The organism is Pararhodobacter sp. (genome assembly GCF_034676075.1).
In the GTDB taxonomy this organism is placed as follows: domain Bacteria; phylum Pseudomonadota; class Alphaproteobacteria; order Rhodobacterales; family Rhodobacteraceae; genus Pararhodobacter.
Genome location: NZ_JAUCCQ010000005.1, coordinates 31,075 through 54,689, shown reverse-complemented (window position 1 = coordinate 54,689; position 23,615 = coordinate 31,075). Strand labels below are relative to the sequence as shown.

Genomic DNA, 23,615 nt, shown 5'->3' with positions numbered 1-23,615 from the left:
CGGGGCCGGGAGGGCGCCGCATCCCGCCAAGACGACGAGACGGCACTGCAACCAAGGGAGGATTACCATGTTCACGAGACGCAGATTCCTGACCACCACCTCGGCGACCGGGCTCACGCTCGCCGCCTCGGGCCTTGCCGCGCCGGCCATCGCCCAGGGCCGCAAGATCAAGCTGGGCTATGTCTCGCCGCAGACCGGGCCGCTGGCCGGTTTCGCCGAAAGCGACGCCTATAACATCGCCCGGTTCCTGGCGACCGAGGCGGGCCAGAACTTCGAGGTCATCGTCAAGGACAGCCAGTCCAACCCGACCCGGGCCGCGGATGTGGCCAAGGATCTGATCATCTCGGACGAGATCGACCTGATGCTGGTCGCCTCGACGCCCGAGAACACCAACCCCGTCGCCACCACCTGCGAGGCCGAGGGGATCCCGGTCATCTCGACCAAGGCGCCCTGGCAGCCCTGGTTCATCGGCCAGCAGGGCAACCCAGGCGATCCCGCCAGCTGGCGCCCCTTCGACTTCGCCTTCCATTATTTCTGGGGGATGGAGGACATGGGCGCGGTCTTCACCGCCATGTGGAACCAGCTGGAGACCAACAAGCAGATCGGCGGGCTTTTCCCCAACGACGCCGACGGCAACGCGCTGGGCGACCCGAACCTCGGCCTGCCCGCGATCTATGCCGCGGCGGGCTACACCACCCATGACCCGGGCCGCTATCAGAACCTCAGCGACGATTTCACCGCGCAGATCAACGCCTTCAAGGCCGCGAATGCCGAGATCGTCACCGGCGTGGTGATCCCGCCCGACTTCACCACCTTCTGGAACCAGGCCCGCCAGCAGGGCTTCAGCCCCAAGGCCATTTCGGTGGCGAAGGCGCTGCTCTTCCCGCAATCGGTGGAAACGCTGGGCGCGGCCGGGCACAACCTGTCGTGCGAGATCTGGTGGTCGCCGTCGCATCCGTTCCGCTCGTCCCTGACCGGGCAATCGGCGCGGGAGCTGGCCGAGGATTACGAGGCTGACAGCGGCCGCCCCTGGACCCAGCCCATCGGCTTCATCCATTCGCTGTTCGAGGTCGCCTCGGACGTGATGGGCCGCGTGACCAGCCCCGAGGATCCCGAGGAAGTCGCCGCCGCCATCGCCGCGACGGATCTTGAGACCATGGTCGGCCATGTCGCCTGGAACGGCGAGGGCGTGCCCGATTTCGCCGCCGCCAACGTCTGCAAGACGCCGCTGGTCGGCGGTCAGTGGCGCCGGCGCGAGGATGGCGGCTTCGATCTGGTCTGTGTCGAGAACGGCATCGCGCCGCAGATCCCGACCGCCGACACGATGCAGCCACTGGGCTGATTCCTGCCGGGGCGGCGACCGCCGCCGCCCCGCTTCCGTCCTGAAGGGATGCAGACGATGCTCACCCTCGACAATGTGTCGAAATCCTTTGGCGCGCTGACCGTCACCGATGGCGTCAGCCTGAGCGTGCCCAAGGGGCAGGCTCTGGGCATCATCGGCCCGAATGGCGCCGGGAAATCCACGCTCTTCAACCTGATCACCGGCAACCTCATGGTCAGTTCCGGCCGGATCGAGCTGAGGGGCCAGGACGTGACCCGCCTACCCGCGATGAAGCGGGTGCGCATGGGGGTCGGGCGCAGCTTCCAGATCCCGCAGCCGTTCGAGGGGCTGACCGTCTTTGAGAACCTGCTGACCGCCGCCCGGTTCGGCGGCGCCGCCGCCCATGACCGCGCGGTCCACGATTGCGCCGAGATCCTGCGCGAGACCGGCATGCTGGCCCGCGCCAACCAGCTGGCGGGGGAATTGAGCCTTCTCGACCGCAAGCGGCTGGAACTGGCCCGGGCGCTGGCCACCGGGCCGGAACTGCTGCTCTTGGACGAGATCGCGGGCGGCCTGACCGAGGGCGAATGCCGCGCGCTGGTCGAGACGATCCGCACCATCCACGCGGGCGGCACCACGATCATCTGGATCGAGCATGTGCTGCACGCCCTCACCTCGGTGGTCGAACGCCTCGCCGTCCTCGATTTCGGGCGGCTCATTGGCGTGGGCGAGCCCGAGGACATCATGGCGTCCCGCGAGGTGCGCGAAATCTATCTGGGGATCGAGGTCTGATGCTGCTGGAAACCCGATCCCTCGACGCGGGCTATGGCCGGTTCCGGGCGCTGTTCGGCGTCGATATCCGGGTCGATGCCGGCGAATGCGTCGCCATCATCGGCGCGAACGGGGCCGGCAAATCCACGCTGATGCGCTCCATCGCCGGGGTCCTGCCCAACGCGCCCGACATGATCCGGCACAAGGGCGACCCCATCGGCGCGCTGAGTTCCGCCGCCATCTTGCAACGCGGCATCGCCATGGTGCCCGAGGGGCGCAAGCTCTTCCCCTCGCTCTCGGTCGAGGAGAACCTGCTGATCGGCGGCCAGAAGCGGCGCGGCAGCGGGCAATGGTCGCTCGACAGCATCTATGCCCTGTTCCCGATCCTGCGCGAAAAGCGCGCAGTGCCGGGCACGGCGCTGTCGGGCGGACAACAGCAGATGGTGGCCATCGGCCGGGCGCTGATGTCGAACCCGGAATTGCTGCTCTGCGACGAGATCAGCCTGGGCCTGGCCCCGGTCGTGATCCGCGACATCTACGCCGCCCTGCCGCGCATCCGCGAGTCGGGCGCGGCGGTCATCGTGGTGGAACAGGACATCACCCAGGCGCTGCGCGTCGCCGACCGGGTCTATTGCCTGATGGAGGGGCGCGTCACCCTCAGCGGCACCCCGGCGGAGCTGACGCGCGAGGCGATCCACAGCGCCTATTTCGGAGGCCACGCATGATCTGGCTGGATACCATCGTGCAGGGGATCCTGCTGGGCGGGCTCTATGCCCTCTTCGCCACCGGGCTCAGCCTGGTCTTCGGCATCATGCGACTGGTGAACCTCGCGCATGGCGACATGATCGTGCTGGCCGCCTACCTCATTCTGGTGCTGGTCACCGGGCTGGGCCTGTCGCCCTGGCTGGCGGTGCTGATCGCCGCACCCTTGATGTTCGTCCTCGGCTGGCTGCTGCAACGGGTGGTGCTGAACCGGGTGCTGGGCCCCGATATCCTGCCGCCGCTGCTGGTCACCTTCGGGCTGTCGATCGCCATCCAGAACGCCCTGCTCGAGGGCTTCTCGGCCGACAGCCGCCGCATCCCGAACCCGGATCTTGAGGGCGCTTCGGTCGCGCTGGGGCCGGTCACCGTGGGGGTGATGCCGGTCCTGACCTTCGCCTCGGCCGTGCTGGTCATCGTCATCCTGAACCGAGTGATCTATGGCACGCCGCTTGGCCGGTCGTTCCGCGCCACCTCGGACGATCCGGTCACGGCGGGGCTGATGGGGATCGAGCCGATGAAGGTCTTCGCTGTCGCCACCGGCCTCGCCATGATGGTCGTCACCGTCGCCGCGCTCTACCTCGGCACCCGGGCCAATTTCGACCCGGCCATCGGACCCGCCCGGCTGATCTATGCCTTCCAGGCGGTGATCATCGGCGGGCTCGGCAGCCTCTGGGGGACGCTGGCGGGCGGCGTCATCATCGGCGTGGCACAGACTTTGGGCGCCGCGGTCAATCCCGAATGGCAGATCCTCGCCGGGCACCTCGCCTTCCTTCTCGTGCTGCTGGTCCGGCCGCGCGGGCTGTTCCCCCGCGCCCGCGATTGAAACGGAGCTTGCCGATGTCTTCCCCCTCCGCCCCCTGGCGCGCGACGACGCGGACCCGCACCGGAACCCTCGTGGCGCTTCTGGCGCTGGCGCTGATCGTCGCCGGGCTGGTCCTGCCCGCCTTCGCTTCGCGCCGGTTGATCCAGGACCTGTTCTATATCCTGACCATGCTGTCGCTCGCCCAGATCTGGAACCTGCTGGCGGGCTATGGCGGGCTGGTGTCGGTCGGGCAGCAGGCCTTCGTCGGCATCGGCGCCTATGCCCTGTTCGGCGGCGTGATCCTGGGCGGCATGGACCCGCTGCTGGCCATCCTGCTGGGCGGTGCCGCGGGCCTCGTGCTGGCCATCCCCATGGCGTTCTTCGCCTTCCGCCTGCACGGCGCCTATTTCGCCATCGGCACCTGGGTGATTGCCGAGACGACGCGGCTGCTGGTCGCGCAATGGAAGGCTTTGGGCGGCGGCACCGGCACCTCGCTGCCCCGCGCCGCGACCAGCGACATGATGGGCGTGGCGCAGGTGGCGGAACTTTTCGGCGTGCGGGACGCGGCGGCGCGGGACATCCTGGCCTATTGGATCGCGCTGCTGCTGGCCGTGGCGCTGATCGCCGGGATCTACGCGCTTCTGCGCAGCCGTCTGGGCCTTGCCCTGATCGCCGTGCGCGACAATGCCGAGGCCGCGGGTTCGGTCGGCGTCGACGTGCGCTGGCTGAAATGGGCGGTGTTCCTGATCGCCTCGGTCGCGACCGGCCTCACCGGCGCGCTGATCTTCCTGCAGACCGCCCGCATCTCGCCCGACGCGGCCTTCGCCATCACCGACTGGACGGCCTATGTCATCTTCATCGTGGTGATCGGCGGGATCGGCACCATCGAGGGCCCGATCCTGGGGGTGCTGGTGTTCTTCGCCCTGCGCAGCACGCTGGCCGATTACGGCTCCTGGTATCTGCTGACGCTGGGCCTGACCGCCATCGTGGCGATGATCTTCGCGCCGAAGGGCCTCTGGGGGTTGTTGTCGGCGCGGACCGGGTGGCATCTGTTCCCGATCCGCCACCGGCTGGTCGGCCCGACCGGGGATTAAGCGCGGGGGCGAGCGCCAGGCGCCCGCCCCCCTATGCGTCAGGCGCCCGGCCGGGTGCCGTCCCAGGCCTGCTGCAGCAGCGCGCGGATATCGGCGCGCTCGAAGGGGCGCGGGTTGGAATAGCGGTTCTCGACCGCCAGATCCGCCGCGCGGTCCAGATCGGCCTCCGTGATCCCCACCTCCTTCAGGCTGAGCGGCGAGCCCACCTCACGCGCGAAATCCCACAAACCGCCCCCCGCCGAGCCACCGCCGAAAGCCTCGGCAATCGGCGCCAGCGCATCCGGCACCGCGACCTCGTTGAAGGCGGTGGTATAGGGCAGCAGGATCGCATGCGTCTCGGCATGCGGCGTGTCAAAGGACCCGCCGAAGACATGCGCCAACTTGTGGTGCAGCGCCATCGAGACGTAGCCCAGCGCGGTCGAACAACACCAGGCGGCGTAAAGCGCCCGGGCCCGCGCCGGTTGTGAGCGCGGGTCGGCGATCAGCGCCGGGATGCCCGCCTTGAAGGCCTGCATGGCGTCGCGGCACATGAGTTCGATCACCGGCGAGCGGTCGGGGGCGTAGAAGGCCTCCATCGCGTGCGCAATCGCGTTCATCGCCGAGGTGACGGTCAGCCCGACCGGCAGCGTCAGCGTGAGATCGACGTCATAGATCACGGTTTCCGGCCGGATCGCGGCATCACGGCGGGTGGTCTTCCGCCCCTCCGCCGTCTCGCCCAGAATATCGGTCATCTCGGAGCCCGCATAGGTCGTCGGGATCACCACCTGATCGGCGCCGGTGCGCAGCGCGATGGCCTTGCCGAGGCCGGTGGTCGACCCGCCGCCAAGGCTGACCACCGCCCCCGCGCCGCTTTTCTCAAAGGCGGCGATGGCCTTTTCCGTCACCTCGACCGGCGTGTGCATCGCGGCCCCGGCGAAGACCCCGACCGCGCGTCCGCCCAGCGCCTCGGTCAGCTTCTGCGCGTCGCCCTCCTGATGCGGGGTCGAGAGGACCAGCGCCTTGCCCTGTCCCAGCCGGTCGAGTTCATCCCCGGCCTGCGCCAGCGTGCCCGAGCCGAAGACGACCCGCGTCGTCATGCCGGGAAATACGAAGGATTCCATCATGATCTGTCCTTTCAGCCCCAGGGGGCGTGGGTTGCTGCCCGCCCGGACTGCCCCACCAGGGGGCGCCAGACAGGCCAGCGCCCGCCCGCTGCCGTGAGGCGCGGACGGGCGGAATATGCGTTGCGCGCGGCGCGGATCAGCGGGCCAGAACCTGCCGCAGCACGCGGAAGAGGTCGCCCTCCGGATCCTCGGTCATCGCCGTCGCGCGCCAGGCGACATGCTGGTCGGGGCGCACCAGCAGGCAGCCGCTGTCGCGGATCTCGCAGATCCGCGCCCAGTCGCCGCCATGGTCCACATAGGGCTGACGCGGGCCGATGACATGGGTGACGAGGTCGATCCCCAGCCGATCCGCAACCTTGGCCGCCGCCTCCGCCCAGGCCTCGCCGCCCAGACCCGTGAGGATGGTGAACCGCCCCTTGCCGCAGAGGTCCAGGGTCGAGGTCTCGGCGCCGGTATCGCGGCGGTAGAGCCAGGCATGGGGCAGCCGGGCGCCGGGCCAGGTGGTCGGCTGATAATAGAGGTCGGCATCCAGCTCCAGCGCCGGTTCCATCTGCCCGTCGGTCACCACCGCCGAGGAACGGTAGCGCTGGTTCATCTCAACCCCATGGGCGTCGAATTCGTATTTCTTGAAGGCGATGGCCTTGCGGATCGCCTCGCGCTGGGCCTCGGCCGCGGGCGTGCCGTCGCAGCGCGCCTCCAGGTTGGCCTGCATCTGCGCCGGGTCCACCCCCTCGGCCATGCCGAGCGCGGCGAAGATCGGCCCGGTCTCGGCAATCGACTGGTTGGCGCGGGTGACGATCTGCTTGGCGATCGGCGCGCGTTCAGCGTCATAGCTGTCCAGAAGCCGCTCGCCCGCCTGCCCTTTCAGCACCATGGCCAGCTTCCAGGCCAGGTTGAACGCATCCTGGATCGAGGTGTTCGACCCCAGCCCGTTCGATGGCGGATGCCGGTGGATCGCGTCGCCCATGCAGAAGACCCGGCCGTTCGAGACCCGCGTCGCGTAGTAATTGTTCACGGTCCAGGTGCTGACCGACAGCAGCTCGATATCCAGATCCGGATCGCCGATCAGCTGCCGTGCCACGCCGGTCGCGAACTCGGGCGTCACCTCGGGCTCGGGCCCGTTGATGTCATAGCCCCAGACGATCAGCCATTCGTTCCAGGGCCGCACCATCCGCACCAACCCCATGCCGATGCCGCCGACATCCGCGCCGGGCTGCATCACCCAGTAGAGGACCGAGGGCCGGTGCGCGACATAGCGCGACAGATCCGCCCGGAACAGGATGTTCATCGAACCGCCGACACCCATCTTGCCCTCGAAGGGCAGGCCCGCGTGTTCGGCCACCAGCGATTTGCCGCCATCGGCGCCGATCAGATACTTGGAGCGGACGGTCACGTCCTTGCCGGTCAGCCGGTCGCGCAGGACGCTGGTCACACCCTCGGCATCCTGCGTGTGCGACAAGTATTCGGTCGACATCCGCGCCTGCGTGCCGCGCGAACAGGCGGTCTTGAACAGCAGCGGCTCCATGAAGGTCTGCGGCAGGTCGTTCATCCGCGTGGGCGAAGCCATCTGATGCGCGGCGCGCGACAGCGGATGGTTGCCCCAGGCCTTCATCCGGCCGATTTCCTCACCCGCCAGGCTTTCGCAGAAGATGTTCTCGCCCATCAGCTCCTGATGCGTGGCGAAGAGATAGGCCTCGTCCTCGACCTCGCGCCCGAGGTCGCGCAGGACCTCCATGGTGCGCTGGTTGGTGATATGGGCGCGCGGCGTGTTGGCCAGCCAGCGGTAGCGGTTCACGGCCATGGTCTCGATGCCATAGCTCGACAGCAGCGCGGCCGCTGCCGCCCCCGCCGGGCCCGTCCCGATGATCAGCACATCCGTCGAAATATCGGCCATGAGCCCCTGTCCTTTCGCTTCTTCCTCTGCGCAGACGGCCCGCCCTGCCCCGGTTCAGGGGCGAAGAAAGGCCGCATCGGAGGCGGAGGCAGGCCACGCGGCCCGGCGCCCCCGGGGGCTCGGGCCTTTGCGCGGTCGGACTCCTCCCGTTCCGACGGGTCAAAGGTAGACTGACAAGCAGACAATATTGATCGCATCCTGCCCAGCTTATATAGCTTGTCGGCATGAAACTCAGCGCCGAACACCTCGAAATCCTGGCCGTCATCGTCGAGAAGGGCGGCCTGACCGAAGGCTCCGAGGCTTTGGGCAAGTCGCAGCCCTCGGTCTCGCGCAGCATGGCCCTGCTGGAACAGCGGGTCGGCATGCCCTTGTTCGAGCCGGGACGCCGCCCGCTCAGGCCCACGGAACTGGGTCTGAGCCTGGCCAAGGCGGGGGCAAGGATCCGCGCTGCGGGGATCGAGGCCGGGCAGATGGTCCGCCGATTCCAGCAGGGGCAAGCCGGGCGGCTCAGGGTCGGCGGCACGCCGGTCTTCATGGATGGCGTCGTCTCGGGCATCATCGCCGATTTCCAGTCGCGCAACGCCGATGTGCAGATCGAACAGGTCTACGGTTATCTCGACGCGCTGGCGACCAGCCTCAGGAACGGCACGCTGGATCTGGCGATCCTGCCGCTGCACCCGACGCAGGTCCCGCGCGAAATGACCTTCACGCCGCTGCTGGCCGGGCACAACGTGATCGCCTGCCGGGCCGGGCATCCGCTGACCCGCCGCAAGGGCCTGACCATGGCCGATATCGAGGATTTCAGCTGGATCGCACCGCCCAGCGACAGCCCGCTCTACCGCGACCTGCAACGCGCGCTGCGCTCGATCGGGCGCGAGGATTTCCAGGTCAGTTTCTCGGGCGGAACGCTGTCGTCGATCCTGGCCGTGCTCTCGGCCTCGGACGCGCTGACGGTGCTGCCCTATTCGGTGGCCTTCCTCGCGCGGCGGACGACGCCCCTTGAGATCCTGCCGGTGCGCATCGAACACCCCGACCGCCAGCTTGGCATCCTCACCGCGGCCGAGGGGCGCGAGGCGCGGACGCTGAAGGCCTTCGCGGGCTTTGTCGGGGACGAGCTGCACCGGCTGCAGAACCGCATGGATCACGAGCGCCAGGTCCGCCGCCGGGGCTGAGGCCTATTTCGTCGCCAGATAGGTGCTGCCGTCGAGCGCGGTGAAGCGCACCGCCGAATGCAGCCCGGTCGCCTGCCGCACCGCGTCGCGCAGCAGCCCCGCCACCTGCTCCATCCGGTCGCGGGTCCGGGCCGGGGCGGGCAGATAGCTCATCTCCAGATTGACGGGCGGCTGGTCGGCCAGGCCCGCCACCTCGATGGCGGCGAGCTGGCAGGCGGCTTTCTGCACGCCCAGGGTTTGCACCACGATGTCGCGCAGGTCCGCCATCAGCGCCTGCATCTGGCCGCGGGCCTCGGGGTGACGCTGCATGTCGACGTAGAGCTTGATGTTCGGCATGGCGGGCTCAGGCCGGGACCAGCACGAAGTCGTAATCCGACCGCCAGAGCGTTTCGGCCCCCTCCAGCCGCTCATAAGGCGCGACCAGCGAGCTTTTCACGCCGAAGACCGCGTCCGAGGTGAGGTAGGTATCGTCGCCGACGAAGGTATGCGTGACCAGCTTCTGAAAGCCCGGCGCGGTGACCAGGTAATGCATATGCGCCGGCCGGTAGGGGTGGCGGCCCAGATGCCCAAGCATCTGGCCGACGGGGCCGTCATCGGGGATCGGGTAGGCCACCGGCTTGATGCCGACGAAGGCATAGCGCCCGTCCGGGCCGGTATAGAAGCGGCCACGGTTGTTCCATTTCGGCTGGATGCCGGGCTGCTGCACGTCATAGAACCCGTCCGCATTGTCGGACCAGACATCGACGCAGGCGCCCTCGACCGGGTTGCCGTCCAGATCGCGGACCTCGCCCTGAAACAGGCAGCTTTCTCCCTTGCCGTCGAGCGAGATCGTCTCGCCCATCTGGCGGATCGGCGCGTCGGCGACGTGGAACGGGCCGAACACCGTGTTCTCGGTCGCGCCCTTGGGGCGGCGGTTGTTGATCGCATCGACCAGCATCGAGAAGCCCAGCACATCGGACAGCAGGATGAATTCCTGCCGCTCGTCCGAGCACATCTGGCCGGTCCGGGTCAGGAAGCCGATGCCGTATTCCCATTCCTCCTGCGTCAGCGAGACGTCGACGGCGAAGGCGTGCAGATGGCGCACCAGGCTTTCCATGACCTGCCGCAGGCGGGCGTCGGTCTGGGGACCCATCCGGCCGTTGACGGTCTCGGCGGAACGGGATTCATCGAAATAGCTCATGGTCTCAGGGCCCCTGGACTGCGGCCCGGGCGTGGCGCCGGGCGTGGACGGATCCGACCCCGGCGGACCCGCGGGACAAGGCCCCTGCCCCGCCCCGGCACGCCACCGTGTCGTCCCGGCCCTTATCCGGGATCGCCCCCGTTCAGGTCAAATGCGCATCCCGTGAGGCAATATACCTTTGGGGTATATTGCGCCGGAACACGGCCCGAAGGGCATGAAGGCAGGGTCAGGAAGCGTCGGGCGCGGGCTCTTCCAGACGGCCCAGCGCGGCGATGGCGGCGTTGCGGACATGCAGCGTCACCGCCTCGCGCGCGGCCGGGGCATCGCGGCGCTTGATCGCGTCGATCACCGCGCCGAGTTCGGCGAGGCTGTGCTCGGTCCGCCCGGGCGCGCTGAGGGACGCCGAGCGCAACAGCGTGATCCGCGAATTCAGCATGCGCAGCGTGTCACCCACCGCCTGATTGTCGGCGGCCTTGATCAGCACGTCGTAGAAATGGTTCTTCGCCACCAGCCGGTCCAGCACATCGGCGCTCTGCATCGCGACGCGCAGCTGGTCGAAGGCCGCGGCGAGGCCCGCCACGGCGGCGTCATCGGCCTCGGTCGCGACCAGCTCGGCCGCCAGCCCTTCGAGCAGGCTGCGCACGCGGTAGATGTCCTCGGCCTGCTTGCGCGAGAGCTTGGTCACCATCGGGCCGCGGTTGGCGTGGACCTCGATCAGGCCCTCGGTCTCCAGTTGGCGCAGGGATTCGCGCACCAAGGTCCGGCTGACCCCGGCCATCTCGCACAATTCGCGCTCGCGCAGGCGCTGGCCGGGCTTGAAATGCCCCAGCGCAATCGCGTTGCGGATGCTGTCGGTCACCTGCTGGCGCAGGGGTGCCGCCACTCTCTCGACCAGAAACGTCACGTTCACTCCGGCTTTATCAACGTCGGCCCTCAGCATGCCAAACCTCCTGACATGCATGACGGTAACACAATCCATAGCGCATGGTCGGCCAACATGAAAGGGAGCGTGGCGGGCACCCGCCCCGGGGTCAGCGGCCCCAGACCACGGCATTCTCGTGCCGCTGGATGATGTGGCGCAGGTCGTTGAAGGCGGCCATGATGTAATGCGCCAGCCGGTCGGCAGCGGGCGAGCGCGGCGCCCCGGCCAGCCGCAGGATCCCCAGCGAGCGGTTGGGCTGCGGAATGTCGAAGGGCAGCACCGTGACCCGGTTCTCCTTGCGCTGGGCGAAGACCACCGAGAAGGGCAGCACCGCCAGCGCATCCGAGCCCGACAGGAAGCTGATCACGCTCATCAGCGAGCCGCCCGCGTAGCGGATGCTGAGGTCGGACACGCCGATGCTCATGAGGATCATCTGCAGGTCTGACATCAGCGGCGAGCCGGGCAAGGGCGCGATCCAAGGATAGGCGGTCAGGTCCACCGCCTGCAACCGGGTGCGGCGCATCAGCGGATGGCCGGGGCGGCAGGCGACGATGTTGCGCCCGGGCAGCAGCTCCACGAAGTCGAAGGCGGGGCCGGGATGCGCCGAGCCCACCGGCACGATGGCAAGGTCGATCATCCCCGCCTCCAGCGCGACGGTCATCTCCGGCAGGTTGCCATAGCTCTGTTCGACCGTGACCTCGGGTTCCTCGCCGTGGAAGCTGGCGATCATCTGGCTGATCATCGCATCCATGAAAAAGGGCACGCCCCCCACCCGGACCACGCCCCGCGCCCCGGTCACATAGCCGCGCACCGCATCCGTGGCATGGCGCGAGGCGGCGAGGATGGCGCGTCCGTGGATCGCCAGTTGCTCGCCCAAGGGCGTGGCCTTCAGCGGCCGGCGCCCCCGCACGAAGAGCGGCTGTTCGACCCGGGCTTCCAGCATGCTCAGCGAGCGGCTGACGGCCGATTGCGTCATACCCAGAAGCGCCGCGCCCTCGGACACGCTGCCGGTGTCGAGGACGGCCGCCAATTGCATCAGATGGCGCTCGTTCAGCTTCATGGGGCAATCTATAGGCTCCGCTCAGAGACCCGGCAATGCGGATTGTCCGACCGGCGGGCGATCGGACCACGCCCCGCCGGGCAAGGGGGCGCTCAGGCGTATTGCGCATGCACCCGGTCGACCAGCGCGTCGCAATCGGCATCGGCGCGAAAGCCCAGCCGCACGGCCATCTCGGCCTTGAGCGGGGGTTGCCAGAACATCGCCTCGATCTTCGGATCGGGCGCGAAGCGCACGCGCTCGGTCACGTTGGGGCCATAGCGACGCGCCAGCGCCGCCACCAGATCGCCCATCCGCGCGGTCAGCGCGGGCAGCGCCCAATGCCGCCGCGCGGGCAGCGCCCGGGCCGGCAGCCGCGCCGCCAGTTGCAGGTTGAAGGTCATTTCCTGACGCGAAATCAGCCAGCTGGTCATGTCGGGGCTGCAGGGCATGACGATCTCGCCCCCCTCGCGCGCGACATGGAAGACGTTGTTGAGAAACGCCGACGAGGTGCTGGAAAACCCGGGCGTCCGCGCCATCACCCCCGACAGCCGCAGCGACAGCCCGTCGACATGCCCGCGCCGGGTGAAATCGTCGAGCAGGATCTCGCTGACCAGCTTCTGCGCGGCATAGCTGCTGTTGGCGTTGGGCAGGGTGTAGTCATGCACCTCGGAGGGCACGGGCGAGCCATAGACCGCCACCGAACTGGCGTTGACGATGCGGGCGCCCGGGGCCTTTTCGGTCGCGGTCTCCATCACCGTGAGGATGCTGTGCAGGTTGGCGTCGAGGCCCGCGTGCAGGTCGGGTTCCGCCACCATGCCCAGCGCCGCCGCCAGATGCCAGACGACATCCGCGCCGCCCGCCATCGCCTCGGCCATCAGCGAGCGGTCGCTGGCCGAGCCTTCCAAGAGCCGCACCCGGCCCCGGCCCTGCACCGGCTCCAGCTGCCGGTCGATCAGCACCAGCTCGTCCGTCTCGGCCATCAGGGGCGCCAGCGCGGCGACGAGGCCCCGGCCGACGAAGCCCTCGGCCCCGGTCACGATCATCTTCATGGTCTTCCTCTCACTCCTGCTCGAAGGCCGCCAGGATGGCGCCCATCCGCCGCTCGATCCGGTCGCGCTGTTCGGGGTGGGTGATGGCATAGAGCGCACCCTGGCGCAGGGCCCGCACCACCGCCTCGGCCGCGTCCTCGGGCGGGCGCCAGGGGATCGCCGTGCGGTAATGCGCCATGGTCGAGACATCGACATCGGCCAGCCCGCCCGGCGCGGCCTCGCCCTGCCGGTGACGCATCGAGCGGCCGATGTTGGTGCGGATCGGCCCCGGGCACAGCAGCGTCGCGCCCACCTTCGCCCCGTCGCTGGCCAGTTCCAGCGCGAGCGTCTCGGTCAGGCCCGCCACGCCGTATTTCGCCGTGACATAGGCGCCCAGCCCCTCGACCGGGCTGAGCCCGCCCATCGAGGCGGTGTTGACCACCCAGCCGCCGCGCGGATTGGCCTTCAGCAGCGGCAGGAACACATGCAGCCCGTGGATCACGCCCCAGAGGTTGACCTCCAGCATCCATTTCCAGTCGGCCAGCGTCAGATCGGCCAGCCGCCCCGCCGGGCCGACGCCCGCATTGTTGCAGACCAGATCGACGCAGCCATGGGCGGTAAGCGTGGCCTCGGCCAAAGCCTCGACATCGGCGATGCGGCTCACGTCGGCCTGCACAGCCAGCGCGCCGATCTCGGCCGCGGCGGCCTCCAGCGCCACGGGGTCGATATCGGCGATGACCACATTCATCCCCTCGGCCCTGAGGCGCCGGGCAATGGCCAGCCCGATCCCCGAAGCCCCGCCGGTCACCACCGCCGTCCGGCCCTCAAAACTGCCGAATCCGGCCATGTCCCTCTCCTTGTTTTCGATGGGCCACCGCTCAGCTGAGCAGCAGCAGGGGCAGCCCCGGCAGGGCGATCAGCAGCGCCACCTTCAGCAGGTCCGCCACGACGAAGGGGATCACGCCCCGGTACATCTCGGTCAGGCTGAGTTCCGGTGCGACCGAGCGCATCATGAACAGGTTGATGCCGAAAGGCGGGGTGATCACGCCGATCTCGACCACCACGACCATCATCACGCCCCACCAGATCAGGTCATAGCCGAGCCCCTGCATCAGCGCCCCGGTGGTCGAGGCGGTGATCATCATGATCGTCATGCTGTCCATGATCGTGCCCAGGAGGATGAACAGGATGGCGATCAGCGACACGATCATCCAGGGCTCAAGCTGGGTGTCGAGCAGCATGCGCGAGAGTTCCTGCGCCACCCCGGTCGAGGACATGAGGAAGGTCAGGGTCAGCGCGCCGATGATCAGGAAATAGATCATCGAGGTGGATTTCGTGGTGTCCGAGGCCACTTGCAGGAAGTTCTGCCGCGTCAGCCTCCCGCGCAGCAGCGTCACCGCCACCGCCAGGATCGCGCCCAGCGAGGCCGCTTCCGTCGCGGTGAAGACGCCGAAGAAGATGCCGCCGATGACCAGCCCGAACAGGATGAAGGCCGGGATGCAGCGCACCGCCGCCGCGCCGATCTCGCGCGGGTTCCAGGGCTCGCCCGCAGGTCCCGCAGCGCCCAGCCGGACCGACAGGACGATGGCCACCATGTAAAGCGCCAGCGTCACCGCCGCCGGGATCAGCAGCGCCATGTAGAGCGACCCGATCGATTCCTCGACCAGCAGCGCGTAGACGACGATGGCGGTCGAGGGCGGCGTGAGCTGGCCCAGCGTGCCGCCCGCGGTGATGGTCCCGGCCGAGAGCGCCGGCGAATAGCCGCGCTTCTTCATCTCGGGGAAGGCGGCCGAGCCGATGGTGGCGACCGTTGCGATGGAGGATCCGGTCAGCGCCCCGAAACCCGCGCAGCCCGCCACCGTCGCCAGCGCCAGCCCGCCCCGGAACGGGGAAAACAGCGCGTTGGCCAGCCGGTAGATGTCGCTCGCCATGCCGCTGGTGACGGCGAAGCTGCCCATCATCAGGAAGAAGGGGATGATGGCGAGGTCGGCCGAGGTGAGCAGGCCCACCGTCTCGGACCCCAGCACGCTGACCGCGGCGCCGCTGCCGAAGAAGCCCATGACGCCGACCAGCGCGCAGAAGGTGAGCGCCGCGGCGACCGGCACGAAGAGCAGGATCATCACCCAGAGCGCCAGCACCAGCCAGAGCGCGCTCATCATCATGTTGCTGAGGAAATAGGTCTGATAGGTCGCGGCCAGCCAGTACCCAACCGCCAGAACCGCGACGCCCGCGACCAGCGCGGAAAGGCCCCCCGCCACCGGCGCCCCGGGGATCTCGCGCGCCTGAAGCGCGACGTTGACCAGCGAGACGGGCAGCGAGACGACCAGCGCAAACAGGATCAGCGCGTAGGAATACCAATAGGGGATCTGGAACAGCAGCGATTGCGAGCCCGTCTGCCAGGCCATCTCGACCTGCCCCCAGATCGCCCAGGCCAGCGCCACCAGACAACCGGCAAAGATCGTGGCGCCGAGGCACCGGAGCCAGGCGACGACACGGGGCGAGAAGGTGTTGACCAGAAGGTCCATCTCCAGAATCGCCCGGGCCGCCAGACCGTTGGGCATCACCAGCGCGATGGCCGTGCACATCAGCGCGGCATAGATCTCGTTCGAGCCGGGGATCGAGACCACGAAGATGGTACGCAGGATCACCACATCGACCGACATCGTCACGCCGACCACCAGGAAAAGCCCGATGCCGATCACGGCCATCAGGCTGGTCAGCCCCGCCAGCCCCCGCGCCAGACGGTCAAGGCCGCCCGCTGCGTCAGGGGCGGTCTCGGCCGCGGTGAGGGTCAGGTCTGCGTTCTCTTGAGCCATCTGCCCAAGCCCCTTTCAACGGACGGGTTTCAACGGGCAGGCGGCCGGTCGCGCCGGCCCCCGCCCGATCTTGCTGTCGACAGGCAGAGGCCGGGGCGCGCAGGCACGCGCACCCCGGCCCCTCGGATCACTCGGCGCGGCGGTAGGCCGCCACGCGCTCGCGGTAGGAGTCGAGGATCGCGGCGCCGTTGTCGGTGCTCTCGACCCAGTTGCGGATCGCGGGCTCGGTCGCCGCCTGCCAGATCGCCAGTTCCTCGGGCGAGAGGTCGGTCATCTCGACCGCGCCGACCAGCACCTGACGCGACTCGGCGTCGATCTCGTCCATGGCCCGGCCGATGAAGACCGACAGGTCCAGCCCCGTGACCTCGGCCAGTGCCGCGCGGCCTTCGTCGGTCAGCCGGTCATAGGATTGACGGTTCATGATCACCGCACCCGGCACCAGACCGAAGGCGAAGTTCTCGACGCCGTAGCTGACCACCTCGTTGAAGTGGAAGGCGGCGACGGCGTTGATCGCCGTGGTCAGCCCCTCGACCACGCCACGGTCCAGCGCCTGATAGACCTCGGTGATCGAGATCGAGGTCGGCGCGCCGCCCAGCGCCTCGATCACGTCCGAGGTGGCGCGGCCGGTGATGCGGATGCGGCGGCCCTGCAGATCGGCCGCGGCATGGACCGGGAAGCGGGTGAAGAGCCGGGGCGCGGTGGCGGTGACAAAGCCCAAGAGCACGAATTGCTCGCTCAGCGCCGCGTCCAGCATGCCGTCCTCATAGAGCCCCCAGAGCGCGGCCATCGCCGCCTCGGAACTGCTGGTCAGGTTCGGCAGGCCGATCACATCGGTCCGCGGGAAGGGCACGCCGATGGCGGGCATCTGGATGATGCCGATATCGGCCACGCCCGAGACCACGCGGTCCAGCATGTTGGTGTTGGTGGCGAAGGGCGGCGGGAAGGGCTGGATGGTGAATTGCCCGGCCGCAGCCTCGTTGGCGCGCTCGATGAACGGGGTGTAGACCTCGTTCATGTAGAGGTGGTTTTCCGGCAGCGCCGTCGCCATGCGCAGCACGGTCTGCGCCCCTGCCCCGCCGGTGGTGGCGGTCATCAGGCTCAGCGCGGTCAGCGCGCAGGCGCCGAAGCGCCCCAGTCTCGTCGTCACGTTCATTGGTCCCTCCCTGGATCCGTGATGTCGGACGGATCGCGCGACCCCCTCCGCGGGCCTTGGCGATCCGCCATCGTCGGCGTGCTGCGCTGCCCCGGTCAGGCCGGGATCAGGCGCAGCGGCACCCGGGCAAAGCCCGAGGCATTGTTGTTGATCTTGCGTTCGGCGGGGCCCGTCGGCTCGATCCGGCGCACGCGGGACACCAGCGCGCCGATGATGGCCGAGTATTCCATCCGCGACAGCGCCTGCCCGGCGCAGGCATGGACGCCCGCGCCGAAAGCCATGTGACCCAGCACCTTGCGCCGGTCGACGCGGAAGCTGTCAGGGTCGTCCCAGACCGCCGGATCGCGGCCCACCACATTGAGGAAGGACGCCACCTTGTCCCCGGCCCTGAGCGGCACGCCCCACAGGTCGGTGTCGCGCGTCACGCCCCGGCCGACGCTGCGCGCAGGCGGTTCCATGCGCAGCGTTTCCTCGAAGGCGGTGCGCACCAGCTCCGGCGCCTCGCGCAGGCGGTCCCATTGGTCGGGGTTGTCGGCCAGCAGCTTCAAGCCGTTGCCGATGGCCAGGATCGTCGTGTCGAACCCGGCGCTGAAGATGATGACCACCAGCGTCTGCGCGTCTTCCAGCGACAGGATCCCCTCGTCCGCCATGCGGAAGATCTGGCCGCCCATGCTGTCGGGGCGGAAATTCTCGCGCCGCATCTGATGGGCGAACCATTCCAGCACATCGCCGCTGCGCGCCTTGCAATCGAGGAAGACCTGATTGCCCGGCACGTTGGAATTGAAGGCGAGGTCGGCCCAGGGCAGCAGCCGCGGCCGGTCCATGTCGATCACGCCCAGAATGTCGGGAAAGACCTTGAGCACATAGCGCGCGGCGATGTCCTCGACGCCGTAGACCTCGCCCATCGCCACGATCTCGTCGGCCATCTTTTCGGCCTCGGCGCGGAAATAGGCGTCGTATTCCTTCAGCGCAAGCGGCGAGAACAGGCTCATCATCGGCTTGCGCACGCGGCCATGATCAGGCGGATCCTCCTGCACCAGCGTCTTGCGGATGAACTCGCGCTCGCCGAAAGCCTTCACGGTCGAGGTGAAGACCTCCCATTCCTTGAACATGACCTGCGCCAGCGCATGGCGCCCGGTGACGTAGACGCCGTAAGGCTCCAGCCAGCAGACCGGCGCCTGCGCCAGCGCCTCGCGCATGATCTCCAGATTGTCGGGAATGGTCTCGTAGGTGAACGGATCGAGGGCGATCCGGGGCACATCCAGAAGCGTCATGGCTCCTCCTTCGCGCGTCCGGGGCCATGCCCGGTGCGGCTTACGCATCGCCCCTTTGCCACCGCCTTCCTCCGAGGTGGTGGCCGGGTCGAACCTGATTACTGTATAGCAATCATACAATCATAACTCAAGAACAATGGCCTTAGCCAAGAAAATGCCACTCCCGCCAGTAATTCCTGTTTTATTTCAACCGGATGATGGCGCCGCACCGCGGAGGGGCCGTTAAGCGAGTTTAAGGTTGATTATGGTAGTATTGTATGATGATTCTGAAGCCAACCCCCGACTCGCAGCGATCCCTCCGCGGCCACACCGCGAATCGCCGGACCGGGAGGTGCCTTTCCTGCGGCCCCGCGCCGCGCATCGACCGAACCGGCGCCGGGCCCTGCCCCGCCGCCCAGCCACCGCGTCCGAGGAGACCCCCATGACCGCAACCGCAACGCCGCAGGGCGTGTCCCAGGCACTGGCCGACCACCTCGCCACCCAGCGCCCCGAGGCCATCAGCGACCGCGACCGGCACGAGGCTAGGCGCGCGCTGGTCAATATCGTTGGCTGCGCGCTGGGCGGGGCCGAGCATGAGGCGGTCGAGATCGCCATCGCCGCCCGCGGCCCCTTCGGCGGGGCGCCGACCGCCCGGGCGCTGGGCCGGCGCGAGGGGTTCGACCCGCTGCTGGCCTCGCTGATCAACGGCATCAGCTCGCATGTCCATGATTTCGACGACACGACGCCCTCGAACTACATCCACCCGACCTCGCCCGTGGCCTCGGCGCTCTTTGCCTATGCCAGCGCCAACCCGGTCAGCGGCGCGGATTTCCTGCACGCCTTCATTCTGGGATACGAGGCCGTCACCCGGATCGGCAACGCCACCTATCCCGCGCATTACCAGGCGGGCTGGCATTCCACGGGCTCCATCGGTGTCTTCGGCGCGGCGGCGGCCATCGGCCGGCTGATGGGCCTGACCCCCGAGCAGATGCGCCACGCCTTGGGCCTCGCCGCGACGCAGGCCGCCGGGATCCGCGACAATTTCGGCGCCATGGCGAAATCGCTGCATCCCGGCCGCTCGGCCGAGGCGGGCTACATGGCCGCCTTGCTGGCCGCCAAGGGCTTCACCGCCGGGCCGACGCCGCTGGAAGGGCCGCGCGGCTTTGCCCATGTCACGACCGGCACCTCGGGCACGTTCGATCTGTCGCTTGTTACCCGCGACCTCGGCCGCGATCCGCTGCTGCACGAGAATACCTACAAGCCCTTCCCCTGCGGCATCGTCGTCCATCCGACCATCGACGCCTGCCTGCAACTGGTCGCGGCGCATGGCCTGACGCCCGAGATGATCGAGGCGGTCGAGCTGGACGTGGCGCCGCTGGTGCTGGACCTGTGCAACCAGAAGGACATCACCGTCGGCCTGCAAGGCAAGTTCTCGATCTACCACGCCGCCGGGATCGCCCTGGCCCGCCACCGCGCCGGGCGCGAGGAATTCAGCGACGAGACGGTGAACGCCGCCGATGTGAAGGCGATGCGGGCACGGGTCACGCCCCGGGCCTCGGACAAGGTGCCCGAGGATGGGGTGCATGTGACGCTGCGCCTGAAGGACGGGCGGGTGCTGACCAAGGAGCTGGATGCCTCCATCGGCAATATCCGCCGGCCGCTGTCCGACGACCAGCTGGCGCAGAAGTTCCGCGATCAGGCCGAGGTGCTGACGCCCCCGCGGACCGAGGCGCTGATCGGGGCGCTCTGGTCGCTCGACAGCGCCGCCGACATGGCCACGATCATCGACCTGGCCACGCCGGAATGAGCGCGCCCTCCCCCTCGGCGGCGCTGGCCCGCTTCGCCGCCGAGACGCCGACCGAAGCGATCCCGCCCGCGCTGCGCGACCTCGCCCGCCGGTCTGTCACCAGCGCTTTGGCCGCGGGCATCGCCGGGCGACGCGACCCCGATGCGGCGGCGATGCTGCGGGTGCTGACCCGTCTGTCGGGCCCCGCCCGGGCCGGGGTGATCGCGGGCGGGCCGCAGCTCGACGTGACGCGGGCGGCCTTCGCCAATGCCATGCTCTGCAACCTCCTCGATTTCGACGACACCCATGCGCCGACGATCCTGCACCCGACCGCGCCCGTCCTCGGCGCGGTGACGGCGCTGGCCGAGGATCTGGGGACCGCCCCGGCCGAGGCGATGACCGCCTTCACGCTGGGCTGCGAAGTGGCCTGCCGTCTGGCCGATGCCGTCTCGCCCGAACACTACCGCCGCGGCTGGCACATCACCGCCACGACCGGCGCGCTGGGGGCGGCACTGGCGGCGGCGCGGCTTCTGGGCCTCGATGCCCGGCGAAGCCTCTGGGCGCTGGGCCATGCCACCGCGCAGGCCTCGGGCACGGTCGAGACCCTGGGCACCATGGCCAAGAGCACCGGCGTCGGCAACGCGGCGCAAGCCGGGGTGCTGGCGGCGCTGATGGCGGCCGAGGGCGTCGCGGGGCCGGAGACGCCGCTGGAAGGCCCGCGCGGCTATCTGCGGCTGGTGACGGACCGGCCGGATCTGGAGGGGTTGGCGCGGGGCCTCGGCCAGGACTGGTCCTTCGCCCGCAACATGCCAAAGCCCTATCCCTGCGGCGTGGTGCTGAACCCGGTGATCGAGGCGGCGCTGGCCCTGCGGGCCGACCTCGGCGCCGCCGCCATCGCCCGGATCGAGATCGCCGGCTGCCAGCTGCTTCTCGACCGCACCGACCGGCCCCTCGCCCGCCTGCCGCGCGACCTTCAGGTCTGCGCCCAGCATTGCGTCAGCGCGGCGCTGCTGCGCGGCCGCTTCGGCCCGGCCGAGGTGGATGCCGAGGCCGCCGCCGACCCGCAGATCGCCGCGCTCCGCACCCGCGTCGGGCCCATGGTCGCGGATCCCGGCTTCACCGTCGACGGCGCAAGGGTGACTCTGTGGCTTGAGGACGGGCGCACCCTCTCGCGAAGCATCGACGAGGCCGAGGGCAGCCCCGGCCGCCCGCTGGGCGATGCGGCGCTGGCGGCGAAGTTGCGCGCGCAGTGCCGCGATCCGGCGGATGCGGAAGCCCTGCTGACCGCACTTTCCGGTATCTGGAGCGAGGTGCCGCTCTCAGCCCTGACCGGCCCCGGCGGCGATCCGGCCGGAAACCGGACCTGAGAACGGACCCACGAAAAAGGGGCGCCGCGGCGCCCCTTTTCCTGTCAGCGGTCCATGTGGGTTTCCAGCGTCTTGGTGAACCCCGCCATCTGCCGCACCACATCCGGCTCATCCGGCAGGCGGCGCAGGAAGGCCAGCCGTTCCTCCAGCCAGCTGTCCTGATAGGCGTGGAAGATCAGCCGCTTGTTGACCACCGCCTGCGGCGAGGCGCGCTCGATGAACATCTGGCGGCGCCGGTCGGAATAGGTGTCGAGGTGATCCTCGGACGCCCCCTCCAGCAGGACCGCCGTCATCACCTCCAGCAGGTGATAGACATCGAACAGCCCCGAGGTCAGCCCCAGCCCGCCCGTCGGATTGGTGATATGCGCGGCGTCGCCCGCCAGCACCACGCGGCCCACCCGCATCGTATCGGCGCAGCGCTGGTGCATCCGGTAGGGCGAATACTGCACCAGCTCGTAGCCCTCGATCCCCGGCGCATAGGTGCGATAGAAGGCATCCATCCGCTCGGGCACGCCATCGAGCGGGAGGGACGCATCCTCCATCACCGTGATCCGCCACAGGTCGCTGTCGTCGATCCGCACGATGATCGCGCCATAGACCGGGTCGATCGTCAGGTTCGACAACAGGAACCCGTGCTGGCGGAAATCGTGGCGGACATTGGTGGCGATGAAACGCTCGGGATGGGTGATGCCGAAGAAATTGAGGCCCAGCAGCTTCTCGCGCACCGTGCTGCCGCCGCCATCGGCGCCGATCACCCAATCGTAACGCTCGTCCACCGGCCCCTGCGGCGTCTGCAAGGTGACGCTGACGCCCGAGGCATCCTGCGTGAGCCCGCTGATCTTGGTGCCGAACCGGACCGAGGTCCCGGGCAGGCGCTCCAGATGCTGCCAGGCGATCCGCGCCAGCTCGTTCTGACCCAGATGCAGGTTGAAGGGATAGGGCGTGATCGGGTCGAGCGCGTCGAGCGACCAGTTGATCCGCTCATTGGTGCGAAACAGCCAATGCGAGAATTCCTGCTTCACGAAACCGATCTTGCGCGCGTCGTCCAGCACGCCCAGCCGGTCCAGCCCCTCCAGCACCGACCAATGATAGACCATGGCGCGGGGCGAATTGACGATCTCGGGCTCGGCCTCGACCAGCGAGACCCGGATACCGGCCCGGGCCAGACCCAGCGCCGTCAGAAACCCGACCGGCCCGCCGCCCGCCACCAGAACATGCTTGTCGCTCATGCGTCCCCTCCCCTCGCACCCAGCTGCTGCCGGGGGCGGCCGCGACGCAGCGCCCTCAGCGAGGAAAGTGATATGATTGTATGATCGTGTGTGTCAAGAGCCCGGACCGGCCCTAGGTCGACCGCCGGTCCCGCTCGAGCGCGTCGAGGATCAGGTCGAGCCCATAGGCAAATTCCGCCGCCGGGTCATAGCCTTCCTGCAGCAGCGCCGTGGCGGCCTCGGTCAGGCAGGGGTACTCCGTGGCCGAGAGCTGCGGCAGGAACACCGCCTCGGTCATCCCGGCGAAATCCTCGGCCCCCGCGAAGGGCAGGCTCGCCTCCTGCAGGGCGAAACCATAGAGGTAGCTGTCCAGCAGCCAATTGGCGTGGATCGCCCGGCGGATCGGGAACCCCGCCCGGCGCAGGACCGCCATCATCGCCTCCCGGTGCTGCAGCGTGGCCGGGCCCGAGGCGGTGCGCGATTCCATCAGCCCGATGGCCCAGGGATGGCGGGCCAGCACGGCGCGGGCCGACAGGGCCCACGCCCGCACCGCCGCCTGCCACTCGGCCTGCGCCTCCGGCAGCGCGATCTCGGCGAAGACCAGATCGACGATGCCGTCCAGCAATGCCTCCTTGTCGCGAACGTGGTGGTAGAGCGACATCGCCCCCGCCCCCAGCTCCCGCGCCAGTTTGCGCATGCTCAAGGCCTCGATCCCGTCGGCGTCGGCCAGCGCCAGCGCCCGGCGGAGCACCCGCTCCCTGCTGAGGGGTTCCTGCCCCCCGGCGCCCTCGGCCTCTGCGCTCACCGGCACCTCCCTGGCATGGCGATCTTGACATTCCGTACAGCGTACGGCAAAGCGTACAGCGTACGGACGCGATAATCCACCGGTCCGTTTCCACCGACCGAACCACCCCTGTTACCGCACCCCTCCCCCGTCCGCCACC

At 68.9% G+C, this 23,615-nt stretch carries 21 protein-coding genes; 8 read left to right on the top strand and 13 right to left on the bottom strand.

Annotated elements, in window-relative coordinates; translation table 11 throughout:
* The first annotated feature begins 67 nt into the window (after positions 1-67).
* The 5 genes from VDQ18_RS03595 to VDQ18_RS03575 are packed head-to-tail and all read left to right on the top strand — an operon-like array spanning position 68 to position 4,750.
* The gene (locus tag VDQ18_RS03595; protein WP_323019647.1) at positions 68-1,342 is read left to right on the top strand and encodes an ABC transporter substrate-binding protein; all 1,275 of its coding nucleotides are present in this window, start codon (positions 68-70) and stop codon (positions 1,340-1,342) included.
* Between the two features lie 57 nt (positions 1,343-1,399).
* Positions 1,400-2,113: an ABC transporter ATP-binding protein gene (locus tag VDQ18_RS03590; protein WP_323019646.1), complete on the top strand. Its 714-nt coding sequence runs from the start codon at positions 1,400-1,402 to the stop codon at positions 2,111-2,113.
* Complete coding sequence (locus tag VDQ18_RS03585) at positions 2,110-2,817, top strand: ABC transporter ATP-binding protein (RefSeq protein WP_416235083.1); 708 nt, start codon at positions 2,110-2,112, stop codon at positions 2,815-2,817. Before VDQ18_RS03590 ends, VDQ18_RS03585 begins: the two co-directional genes overlap by 4 nt.
* The gene (locus tag VDQ18_RS03580) at positions 2,814-3,677 is read left to right on the top strand and encodes a branched-chain amino acid ABC transporter permease (protein ID WP_323019644.1); all 864 of its coding nucleotides are present in this window, start codon (positions 2,814-2,816) and stop codon (positions 3,675-3,677) included. Before VDQ18_RS03585 ends, VDQ18_RS03580 begins: the two co-directional genes overlap by 4 nt.
* Before the next feature lie 14 nt (positions 3,678-3,691).
* Entirely contained in the window at positions 3,692-4,750 is a 1,059-nt protein-coding gene (locus VDQ18_RS03575; RefSeq protein ID WP_323019643.1) for a branched-chain amino acid ABC transporter permease, read from the top strand.
* A 38-nt stretch (positions 4,751-4,788) separates the two neighbouring features.
* Here VDQ18_RS03575 and VDQ18_RS03570 read toward each other — a convergent pair whose 3' ends face one another.
* A complete protein-coding gene (locus tag VDQ18_RS03570) occupies positions 4,789-5,853 on the bottom strand; it encodes a maleylacetate reductase (protein ID WP_323019642.1) in 1,065 nt (354 codons plus the stop codon).
* Positions 5,854-5,989: 136 nt separating this feature from the next.
* A complete protein-coding gene (locus VDQ18_RS03565; protein WP_323019641.1) occupies positions 5,990-7,747 on the bottom strand; it encodes an FAD-dependent monooxygenase in 1,758 nt (585 codons plus the stop codon).
* Between the two features lie 224 nt (positions 7,748-7,971).
* On the opposite strand from VDQ18_RS03565, the gene VDQ18_RS03560 reads away from it, so the two are divergent.
* On the top strand, positions 7,972-8,919 hold the full coding sequence (locus VDQ18_RS03560; protein WP_323019640.1) for a LysR family transcriptional regulator: 948 nt from the start codon (positions 7,972-7,974) through the stop codon (positions 8,917-8,919).
* A gap of 3 nt (positions 8,920-8,922) precedes the next feature.
* On the opposite strand, the gene VDQ18_RS03555 is transcribed toward VDQ18_RS03560, so the two are convergent.
* The 9 genes from VDQ18_RS03555 to VDQ18_RS03515 all read right to left on the bottom strand — a co-directional run bounded on the left by VDQ18_RS03555 (position 8,923) and on the right by VDQ18_RS03515 (position 18,331).
* Complete coding sequence (locus VDQ18_RS03555) at positions 8,923-9,255, bottom strand: hypothetical protein (RefSeq protein ID WP_323019639.1); 333 nt, start codon at positions 9,253-9,255, stop codon at positions 8,923-8,925.
* 7 nt (positions 9,256-9,262) lie between these two features.
* Positions 9,263-10,099 carry an intradiol ring-cleavage dioxygenase gene (locus VDQ18_RS03550; RefSeq protein ID WP_323019638.1) on the bottom strand — a complete coding sequence of 279 codons (837 nt, stop codon included), beginning with the start codon at positions 10,097-10,099 and terminating at the stop codon, positions 9,263-9,265.
* Between the two features lie 226 nt (positions 10,100-10,325).
* Positions 10,326-11,039: a GntR family transcriptional regulator gene (locus VDQ18_RS03545; RefSeq protein ID WP_323019637.1), complete on the bottom strand. Its 714-nt coding sequence runs from the start codon at positions 11,037-11,039 to the stop codon at positions 10,326-10,328.
* 91 nt (positions 11,040-11,130) lie between these two features.
* Positions 11,131-12,081, bottom strand: coding sequence for a LysR family transcriptional regulator (locus VDQ18_RS03540; RefSeq protein WP_323019636.1), 951 nt, complete (start codon positions 12,079-12,081; stop codon positions 11,131-11,133).
* A 92-nt stretch (positions 12,082-12,173) separates the two neighbouring features.
* Positions 12,174-13,109, bottom strand: coding sequence for an NAD-dependent epimerase/dehydratase family protein (locus VDQ18_RS03535; protein ID WP_323019635.1), 936 nt, complete (start codon positions 13,107-13,109; stop codon positions 12,174-12,176).
* Between the two features lie 10 nt (positions 13,110-13,119).
* On the bottom strand, positions 13,120-13,935 hold the full coding sequence (locus tag VDQ18_RS03530; protein WP_323019634.1) for an SDR family NAD(P)-dependent oxidoreductase: 816 nt from the start codon (positions 13,933-13,935) through the stop codon (positions 13,120-13,122).
* Between the two features lie 31 nt (positions 13,936-13,966).
* On the bottom strand, positions 13,967-15,904 hold the full coding sequence (locus tag VDQ18_RS03525) for a TRAP transporter large permease subunit (protein ID WP_323019633.1): 1,938 nt from the start codon (positions 15,902-15,904) through the stop codon (positions 13,967-13,969).
* 127 nt (positions 15,905-16,031) lie between these two features.
* Positions 16,032-17,057 (bottom strand): TRAP transporter substrate-binding protein DctP, encoded by a 1,026-nt coding sequence (dctP, locus tag VDQ18_RS03520; protein ID WP_323019632.1) that lies wholly within the window; start codon positions 17,055-17,057, stop codon positions 16,032-16,034.
* Between the two features lie 95 nt (positions 17,058-17,152).
* Positions 17,153-18,331: a cytochrome P450 gene (locus VDQ18_RS03515; protein WP_323019631.1), complete on the bottom strand. Its 1,179-nt coding sequence runs from the start codon at positions 18,329-18,331 to the stop codon at positions 17,153-17,155.
* A gap of 421 nt (positions 18,332-18,752) precedes the next feature.
* Between VDQ18_RS03515 and VDQ18_RS03510 the strand changes: the two genes are divergently transcribed.
* Together VDQ18_RS03510 and VDQ18_RS03505 are read left to right on the top strand one after the other, a co-directional pair.
* On the top strand, positions 18,753-20,117 hold the full coding sequence (locus tag VDQ18_RS03510; protein ID WP_323019630.1) for an MmgE/PrpD family protein: 1,365 nt from the start codon (positions 18,753-18,755) through the stop codon (positions 20,115-20,117).
* Positions 20,114-21,463: an MmgE/PrpD family protein gene (locus VDQ18_RS03505; RefSeq protein WP_323019629.1), complete on the top strand. Its 1,350-nt coding sequence runs from the start codon at positions 20,114-20,116 to the stop codon at positions 21,461-21,463. The genes VDQ18_RS03510 and VDQ18_RS03505 overlap by 4 nt, the downstream gene beginning before the upstream one ends.
* A 44-nt stretch (positions 21,464-21,507) precedes the next feature.
* Here the strand turns inward: VDQ18_RS03505 and VDQ18_RS03500 are convergent, their stop codons facing one another.
* Together VDQ18_RS03500 and VDQ18_RS03495 are read right to left on the bottom strand one after the other, a co-directional pair.
* Positions 21,508-22,692, bottom strand: coding sequence for an NAD(P)/FAD-dependent oxidoreductase (locus VDQ18_RS03500; RefSeq protein WP_323019628.1), 1,185 nt, complete (start codon positions 22,690-22,692; stop codon positions 21,508-21,510).
* Between the two features lie 112 nt (positions 22,693-22,804).
* Positions 22,805-23,476, bottom strand: a complete 672-nt coding sequence (locus tag VDQ18_RS03495; RefSeq protein WP_323019627.1) for a TetR/AcrR family transcriptional regulator C-terminal domain-containing protein — start codon at positions 23,474-23,476, stop codon at positions 22,805-22,807.
* Positions 23,477-23,615: the final 139 nt, after the last annotated feature.